This window comes from Corynebacterium sp. HMSC071F07 (genome assembly GCF_001810285.1).
GTDB lineage: Bacteria > Actinomycetota > Actinomycetes > Mycobacteriales > Mycobacteriaceae > Corynebacterium > Corynebacterium simulans.
Genome location: NZ_KV800716.1, coordinates 37,909 through 45,988 on the forward strand (window position 1 = coordinate 37,909; position 8,080 = coordinate 45,988).

Sequence of the window (8,080 nt, forward strand, 5' to 3'; positions counted from 1 at the left end):
CTGCGCGCAGGTGCTCGGAGTGCCCCGGCTCGTTCGGATCATAGAGTGGCAGCGGCGTCATTCCCGCATACATCGCGCCCATAAAGCCAAACAGGTACTCCGGAGAGTTTCCGGCAAGAATAGCCACGCGGTCCCCTACTGCGCCGACCTGCTGCAGGCGCGCGGCCACGACCTTGATTCGCTTGTTTACTTCTGAGCGCGTGAAATCGCGCGGGGCACCAGCTGGGTCATCATCAAAGAGCCACTGGCGCAAAACCGGGCGATCAGGAACTCCTGATTGTTGTTCCATTTCAAAGACGTGCTCACAAAGCCCCGGCAGGGTCAAGTGAGGCGGCAGAACAATGCGACCATTCCCGTCAAAGAACTGGCCAATCAATGCTTGGAGGTCCATCTAATCTCCTTTTGGGCTTAGATTGTTTACTTTTGACATTAAAAATATCATCTCGGAGACGCAGAGCGTTACATAACGTGGCCATTTTAAGTTTGAACGGAGTTAGGTGCGGTCGATAATTTCCCGCGCCCAGCCGACGACCCATTGGTTGGCAGTGGTACCCGGAATCACGTTCGAGTTAGTGGCATACATCGCGTGCACACCGTTTGCTTCAATGAGCCCGCGTGCGCGCTCAAGGCCGTTTGGGCCATCGAGTGGGGCATCACAGATAGAGTCATCAGGTGCACAAATCTGGAAGGTGCGATCTGCCAAGGAGCCGAAGCCATTTGCACGCGGCCCGCGCATGGATGCTCCAGGAACGATGCCTTGGATGAGCATGCCAACCGGCTGCAGAGCAATCTCTGCACCGACACCAGCAACGGGCACACCGGGGTTCTGGCCTACGCCTGCTTGGCGACGCCCATCTGCCACCAACGCAACGCCCGAAACAGCCTCGGCTGGGATTGGGCCATTGCCACCACCGATGCGGTCTGCGACGTCGCCCGCAATGACAGCACCCTGAGAGAAACCGGCGATGATGAACTTGGTGGCTGGGCAGTTCTCGTGCATGGTGGTCAGCTCGCCCTCGAGGCGAGAGGTACCCTCATCACGGGATTCGTCGTAGCTCATCTCCTGTTGAGCGTTGATGTTTTTAAACTGCGCGGTATAAGGCAGCGTCCAGACCTTTACGTCTTCAGGAACGTAGGCCTCCTTCAGCGGGTTGCTGATGGAAAGCATGAAGGACTTGGGGTTGGCGGTCGGGTTGATGGGGTCATCATCGGCCTTGGATTCCCAAGTGCCAGGGGCAGAAATCACTTCGAAGCGCGGGCACCAATCCGGCTGGGCAGGGGCCTCGACTCCCCCGCCCTGCTCGGTGGGCACCGGCTCACTCAGGTTGTTGGATTCTCCTGCCTTGTTGGCGTTTAAGAAGTGAACCGCTCCCGCGCCGATGACAGCTAATACGACGAGGACGGCAACAACCGTGAGTGTTTTTCGCATAAATTTCTACCTTATTTAGCACACAGGGTGCCGCGCGCTTGGTCCGTGAGGACAGCGGTTAGCTCCTCATGTGACAAAGGTGCGCGGCCCTGCTCGATGAGCTGACCTGCAACAGCGGGGATGGTTACGGCATCGCCTTCGTTGCACGCAGCTTGGCCTGCACCGATGATTTGATCTTCTGCACCTTCTGTTTTTACTCCAGCTTTCTGAACTGCAGCTAGGAAATCTTGCTCAGGTCCCTGAGTCCGGCTAGGCGAAGGGATAGCGGAGATTTCCCGGGCGCCACGGTCTTCAGGCTCATCGCTTGCCGAAGCAGCGCTGGATTCTGAAGAGGACTTTTCGTCCGAAGAATCCGCCGACTGCGAGCTAGCTTCAGAGGCGCTTTCAGAAGCACTTGCAGGCTGCGGAGAACGCTCGAGCGGGGCGACTTTCGTCTGCTCGGGAGAATTCTCGCTTTCAACCGTTGCGGAACCACAGGCGCTTATGCCGAGTGCAGCAGCCATGAAGGCTGCGCACATTACAGGAACCCGGAAGGAGGTACGCATGATTACTTCTTTTCCGCCTGAACGCTGCCCATGATTTCGCGGATCTCACCGTGCTGGAATGTCTGGGAGATGCCGCCGGCTGCGATCTGGTTGTAGTCACTGGTTGGCCAGCCGAACTCGCCCTGCTCGAAACCGCGCTTGCCCCACTCGTCCATGATTGCGCCGTACAGAATGTAGTGCGCACCGGATTCAGCGGACCAGTAGATGTTGCCGTGCTCGAATTCTTGGAAGAAGCCGCCCTTGATTGGCTTTTCGCCACCCTTCGGGAAGCCCAGCGAGGAGGACGGGCCGCCCAGCTCCTTGTACTTGGCGCCGATGGCACCGTGGACGATGGAGTGGGACTCATCCGGGTTACGGGTCAGAACGCCATTCTGGAAGTCCTGTGCGAAGCCCTCGCCGACCTTAGTGACCGGACCGGTTGGGTACTTCAGGTCGCCGCCTTCGAAGCCGTTCTTGCCCCATGCCTCAACCATGTCACCTGGAATAGCCCAAGCGCCGGTTTCTGCGGTCCAGTAGATGGAGCCGTGCTGGAAGTGAACGAAGCGACCCTTGCCGTCTGGGGTCTTGGTCTCGCCGGTGGTTGGGAAGCCCAGCCAGGAGGTCGGGCCGCCGCTTTCTGCGTAACGTGCGCCGATGCGACCGAAGATGGCGTGTGCACCAGTCTCTGGGGACCAGTAAGCGGTACCCGCCTGGAAATCCTCGGCCTTACCGCCGGCGACGTCGTACTCATTGTTCAGGCAGGAGCCTAGGATGCCGGACTTGGTTGCCTCTGCGATAGCTCCAACCGGGGTGCAATCTGCGCCGCGGTCTTCCTTAGCGATGCCGAGGGCGTCGGCCATGACTGGCCAAGCCTCGCGCATTTCGAACTGCCAGTATTCCCAGCTGTGAACGCCAGATGGGCGGAAGCGGGAAACAACTGGCACACCGGCGCGCTTCGCGTAATCGACGAAGGTCTGGGTAGACATACGGGAGATGAACTCGAGGCCAACGCCAGCAGCATTTGCAGGGCCCTTTGCCACGGAGCTCAGATTGCCGTAGTCGTCCTTACCGGAGCCGGCGGAGACGTAGACCTTCATGTCCTTGAGTGCTTCGATGCCCAGCTTCGGATCATGGTCGATCCAATCCTGAGAGTAGTGCGGACCCCACATGTTGGTAGAGGTGTATCCGCCGGCGTCCATCTGGGCTGCGGCGATAGCCTCAGGCATGCCCTGCGTGGTGGTGTCCAGGTAGCCAGAGAAGGAACCAACGAACTGGAACAGGTGCGGGTTTCGCTCCGCCAAGTTCATAGCCGCGGTACCGCCCATGGAGATGCCGGTAACGGCGCGCTTCTGGTTGGAACGATAAGCCTTATCGAGAATCGGGACGAGCTCCCTAGTCAGGAAGGTCTCCCACTTGTAGTTGCGGCCATTGTCCGGCTTCTGCCAGTCAGAGTAGAAAGAGGACTCGCCGCCCACCGGCATGATGAGGTTGACGTTGCGCTCAGCGAACTGAGTCTCGATGTCGGTCTCGATGGTCCAGCCGGACTCGTCATCGCGTGCGCGCAGGCCGTCGAGTGCCCATACCTCTGGGAACTTCTTATCCGGGCTGGAGTACCAGTCACGAGCAAGCTGGATCTGGACAACCTGCTCCTTGTCCGGCATCGCTGCGGACTTGATGTAGACGCGCAGGTTGCGGTTGGTCAGGTATTCCACGCGGGAAATATCGACGCCTTCCGGAAGACCCTCAACCTCTGGGTACTCGGTCTGAATCGGAGTACGCTCCGGCGGGGTGCCAGGAGCGAAAGCATCGGATAGGTTGGAGCTACCCAGGTTCTGTGTCAAAGAACCAAGGGAGGACTGAGCCGTTGCATTCGGCAGGAGAGACAGGCCCACCGCTACAGCAGTAGGCAAAGCTGCGATGGCCAGACCCTTACGAGCCTTGGTCGGGGAACCTGGAGAGCGCAGGCTGGATGCAGACGCATTTTTACGCATAGATGAGTCCTTGTATGAAGTCGAGGTTTTAATGTCGAGGTAGCGGACTAGGCGTGGTTTCCGAAGGTTCCCCTCCTCCGGACTTTCCTCATCTAGGCCGCGAAGTGCTGTCTATTGTGTGCTCAAGTTTAAGTTGAACTTGAGACTTTTCATAGAGGAACACGCCCAAAACACAAAACCGGCCGCAGGAAAACCTGCGGCCGGTTAAGAACCCATCTAGGACAATTCGCCGGAGCGATTCCTAACGAATTCCCTAGATGCTTACCAAGCGTTCATCACATTGAGAACCTGTGGCTTAGAGTGCTCCAGCTGGTAGCCAAACTGTGCCCAGTTGTGCAGACCCTGCATTGGGTAGTTGGAAGTCACGCGCAGACCAGTTGCACGAGCCTTTGCCTCCCAGATACGGGTGGTAGCGCCAGCGAACATCTCCAAAACGGCGCCAGACAGCTGATGCTGCGGCAAGTAACCTGCATCGCCTGCACCTGGGATACCGGAAGCTGCAGAGATGTAGATGTCAGTGTTGCGCAGACCGCCCATGACGCGGAACGGATCGTTCTCGAAACGGCGCGGGCTAACCAGAGAACCGTACATTGCGTTGATGTTGAATCCGCCGGCGTCGAGAAGCGCGAGGCGCATAAAGGTCTGCGCACCCGGCAAGGTGGTGGTCAGGTAGCCGGAGTAGGACAGAACCTGGCGGAACTGGTCTGGGTGCTTACCGGCCAGGGTGATGGCTGCGGTGCCGCCCATGGACAGACCAGCGATAGAGTTGTTGTTACGAGCAACGCCGAAGTTGCGCTCCAGGTAGCCAGGCAGCTCGGAGGTCAGGAAGGTTTCCCACTTGTAGTTGATCGGGGAAACAGCGTTGTAGGTAGCCGGGCCCTCCCAGTCAGCGTAGAAGGAGGCCTCTCCGCCAACCGGCATTACGAGGGTGATGTTGTGCGGCTCGTAGGTGCGGGCAGCATTTACGTCGTTGATCCAAGCGTTGGTGCGGTTCGTCGCGCGCAGGCCATCCAGCAAGTACAGACCAGCGTTGCCGCCGTTCTTAGCCGGCTGAATCTGCACCGGAATGTTGCGGCCCATTGCTGGGGACCAAACGTCACAGCGCTGCACCCACCAACCGACGGCATCCCAGTCACAGGTGCCCGTGGCATCAGCACGCAAAAAGTCGCGGTTTGCAGCGGACGCTTCCTGGCTACCGGCGGCAACAGCGAGTCCAAGCGCAACCGCAACGGTCATTACGGCTGTGAGAACACGCGCCTTGAGACCCGAGCTCAGTGAAGTCATGTCTCTCCTTTATGTACTTCTCAACAAGAGCTAGATAGAAAAATTTAGTGCTACTGACACATATCGTCGCCACATCTGGAAACGTTAACGTCACAGAAATATAACGAGGAATCTCTAGCAGCTTAACCCACTTAGCCAGCAAAGTCCCATCCAGAACCACGTTCGCTGAGTAGGCGCAGGGCAGTTTAGGGAAGCTGCCACGCCGTAACGGAGATTAAACCCCTATCATTTCCCAAGGTAATCGCCAGGATCTTCGGAAAAAGTCAGGGTGCGGCCGTCGGTTAGCGCGAATTTGATGTTTTCGAAAAATCTCTTCGCATCAAGCGGATCTTTGTAGGTGGCAAACAGCTTCTGGAAGTCCTCAGTCTGCAAGGCTTTGCGCGCCTTCCGGGTTTCTTCCTTGTCGTACCAGGATGGCAGCTCGTCAATGTCCACCGCGGTCGGCGCCGCCTGCCAATATGTCGGCAGGCTCTTGTCGTGACCGATGCGGCCGTCGGCGATGCGTGGTTGGCGGGCGGCGAGCGGCGTCGCCAAGCCGATGTCATCGAGCACGCGCACCTCGAGCGGTGCGTTCATAGAAGTCATGCCCATGTTGATGAAGTAGACCGTGGGTAATTCATCAATGCTGGGGTCTCGTTCGATGCCCATCCAGCCATAGGCATTCTCCTCACCCTTCTTGGCATAAAGAACGGCAAGGGCGTCGCCGGCTTCGAGCTCATCCATGCCCTCTTGGTAGTGCTCAATAAAGCGCATGTGGTCGAAGTCTTCCACCGAGCGCGGCGGGTGGCCGGTTTGGTGCTTGGTGGCATGCGTCCAGAACTCACGCTCGTCGACGATGTTGAGCGGGCGAGAAAAATCATCCCAGTCAACGGAATGCCCACGCAGAACAATCACGCATGCCCAGATTGCACAGATGGAGGTGGTGACAGCGCCAAGGATGGAGCGCAGTGGAAGGACGAAGACGGGCAGCAGCAGCGCGAAGAGCGGCAGCAAAAGCATTCGGCCGTGCATGAAGTCACCGCCGACGCGCAGGACATAAATCAGATGCAAAAGACCGGCCGCGAGCAAAAGGTAGGCTGCGGTGGCCGGAGTACGAAACCCACTGGGACGCAGTTCACGACGCAGGCTCCACAGCGCCCACGCGGCGAGGACAATGAGCGGTAAGTAGAGCGCATACGGCAGAGCGAAGTCGCCCAAATAGTTAAAACCGTGGCTCCACGCTGCGCCGGATGCGGACTTCGCCACCGCAGTGTGCGGGGTAAGTAGGCCGTAGTAGCCCATGCGGAAAATCTCGTAGCCCAGCGGCAAAGGCAGCGCTGCAGCGAGAATGCCGAGCCATGCTTTCCAATTACGGTGGGCAGCCAGCAGCAGCACACCAACCAGCCCGCCATAGAGAGCGAGCTCCGGGCGCACGAGCCAGGACAGACCAGCCCAGACAGCCAGCCAATATGGCATGGAGTCGCTGGCATTCGCCGCATGCTTATCGACGCCCCGAGCCCACTTCAGCAGCATCCACCACAGCACAGCCAGATAGAAGATGGCTAGGCCCCATTCGAGGCCGGAGGTGAAGAAGTCGCGAGCTGGTGGCAACGTGAGGTAGACCAGTGCGCCGGCAGGAGCGACGAGGGTTGCGCTCTTGCCCCGCGAAACAAGACCAACGGTGGCAAATGTGCCGAGCGCCATCGCACAGACAGCAAAGAAAAGCCCTAAGTAGATGGCAATGCCTGCGAGGTCGGCGCCAGTGATCCAGCGCAGCAGCAGAATCAGGTACTGCCAGAGCGTGGAAGTGTTAGCCTCGATGCGCTCGCCCATGTTGAACACGGGGCCATTTCCGGCTTCGAGGTTGCGTACGGGGCGCAGGACGATGAGGCCATCGTCGGAAATCCAGCGGCGTACGAAGCCACCCCAAAAAGAAAAAACACCAATAACAATCACCGATGCCGCGGCGCTGAGCCGGACCAGATTCTTGTTATTAGTGTTATTCACGGGGTAAAAGTTTAACATTACCCATCTTATTTGGTTATATTCCTAGCTTTGTGCTGCCAGAATACATTCTTTATGGTGTCATATTCCGTTCCTGTAGAGCGCCCTGCCCCTGCAGAGAACCCTGTTCTCTACAGCATCGGCATGATGTAGACCGCCATAGCGATGCAGGCCAGCCACGCGAGCGCAAGGACTTGCAGTGCGCGGTCTTCCAGGGCGATTTCATCAGGTGCACCGCCATTGCCACGGTCGACGTCAGCGGCATAGCGCAGCACAGCGATGGTAAACGGAACCATCGAAACCTGGTACCAGACGCCAGCTGGGCCATCGGCGGCGTTGGAAAGCTGGAAGCCCCACAGCGAGTAGGACATGACCAAAGCGGTAGCCGCAAGGGTCCAGACGAAGCGTAGGTAGGTCGGCGTGTAGCCCTCGAGGGACTTGCGAATCTTGGCGCCGGTGCGCTCCGCAAGAAGAATCTCGGAGTAGCGCTTACCGGAAGCCATAAACAGCGAGCCGAATGCCGCAACCAACAGGAACCACTGCGACAAGACGATGCCCGCGGCAACGCCACCGGCCATTGTGCGCAGCATGAAGCCAGAGGAAACCAGCGCGATGTCGATAACCGGCATGTGCTTCCAGCCAAAGCAGTAGCCCAGCTGCAAAGCGATGTACACAGCCATCACGATTGCCAGCTGTGGGCCAGCGGTGGCCAGGAAGGACAAAGCAATGGAGCCAACGATGAGCACTGCCGCCATGGCGTAGGCCAGGCCAACCGGTAGGACGCCGGCGGCAATCGGGCGGAAACGCTTGGTCGGGTGCGCGCGGTCAGCTTCGACGTCGCGTGCGTCATTGATGAGGTAAATCGAGGA

Annotated in this window: 7 protein-coding genes; all 7 read right to left on the reverse strand. The window is 58.6% G+C overall.

Annotated features, from left to right (window positions below; genetic code table 11):
* Positions 1-391: AMP-binding protein (locus tag HMPREF2724_RS10665; protein ID WP_141748380.1), on the reverse strand; the 391-nt coding region annotated here is incomplete at its 3' end.
* 102 nt (positions 392-493) lie between these two features.
* Entirely contained in the window at positions 494-1,429 is a 936-nt protein-coding gene (locus HMPREF2724_RS10670) for a cutinase family protein (RefSeq protein WP_062043126.1), read from the reverse strand.
* Between the two features lie 11 nt (positions 1,430-1,440).
* The gene (locus HMPREF2724_RS10675; RefSeq protein ID WP_246818252.1) at positions 1,441-1,932 is read right to left on the reverse strand and encodes a DUF732 domain-containing protein; all 492 of its coding nucleotides are present in this window, start codon (positions 1,930-1,932) and stop codon (positions 1,441-1,443) included.
* A gap of 44 nt (positions 1,933-1,976) precedes the next feature.
* The gene (locus tag HMPREF2724_RS10680) at positions 1,977-3,944 is read right to left on the reverse strand and encodes an alpha/beta hydrolase-fold protein (protein ID WP_070588546.1); all 1,968 of its coding nucleotides are present in this window, start codon (positions 3,942-3,944) and stop codon (positions 1,977-1,979) included.
* A gap of 261 nt (positions 3,945-4,205) precedes the next feature.
* Positions 4,206-5,228 (reverse strand): alpha/beta hydrolase, encoded by a 1,023-nt coding sequence (locus HMPREF2724_RS10685; RefSeq protein WP_061925041.1) that lies wholly within the window; start codon positions 5,226-5,228, stop codon positions 4,206-4,208.
* A 225-nt stretch (positions 5,229-5,453) separates the two neighbouring features.
* Positions 5,454-7,214 (reverse strand): arabinofuranosyltransferase AftB family protein, encoded by a 1,761-nt coding sequence (gene zomB, locus HMPREF2724_RS10690; RefSeq protein ID WP_371440791.1) that lies wholly within the window; start codon positions 7,212-7,214, stop codon positions 5,454-5,456.
* Between the two features lie 128 nt (positions 7,215-7,342).
* A partial coding sequence (locus HMPREF2724_RS10695) for a decaprenyl-phosphate phosphoribosyltransferase (protein WP_246818253.1) occupies positions 7,343-8,080 on the reverse strand: 738 nt, incomplete at its 5' end.

What these genes read in the sequence shown, in the direction of transcription:
- HMPREF2724_RS10670 (WP_062043126.1), bottom strand. Translation starts at nt 1,429, where the DNA reads ATGCGAAAAACACTCACGGTTGTTGCCGTCCTCGTCGTATTAGCTGTC.
- HMPREF2724_RS10675 (WP_246818252.1), bottom strand. Translation starts at nt 1,932, where the DNA reads ATGGCTGCTGCACTCGGCATAAGCGCCTGTGGTTCCGCAACGGTTGAA.
- HMPREF2724_RS10680 (WP_070588546.1), bottom strand. Translation starts at nt 3,944, where the DNA reads ATGCGTAAAAATGCGTCTGCATCCAGCCTGCGCTCTCCAGGTTCCCCG.
- HMPREF2724_RS10685 (WP_061925041.1), bottom strand. Translation starts at nt 5,228, where the DNA reads ATGACTTCACTGAGCTCGGGTCTCAAGGCGCGTGTTCTCACAGCCGTA.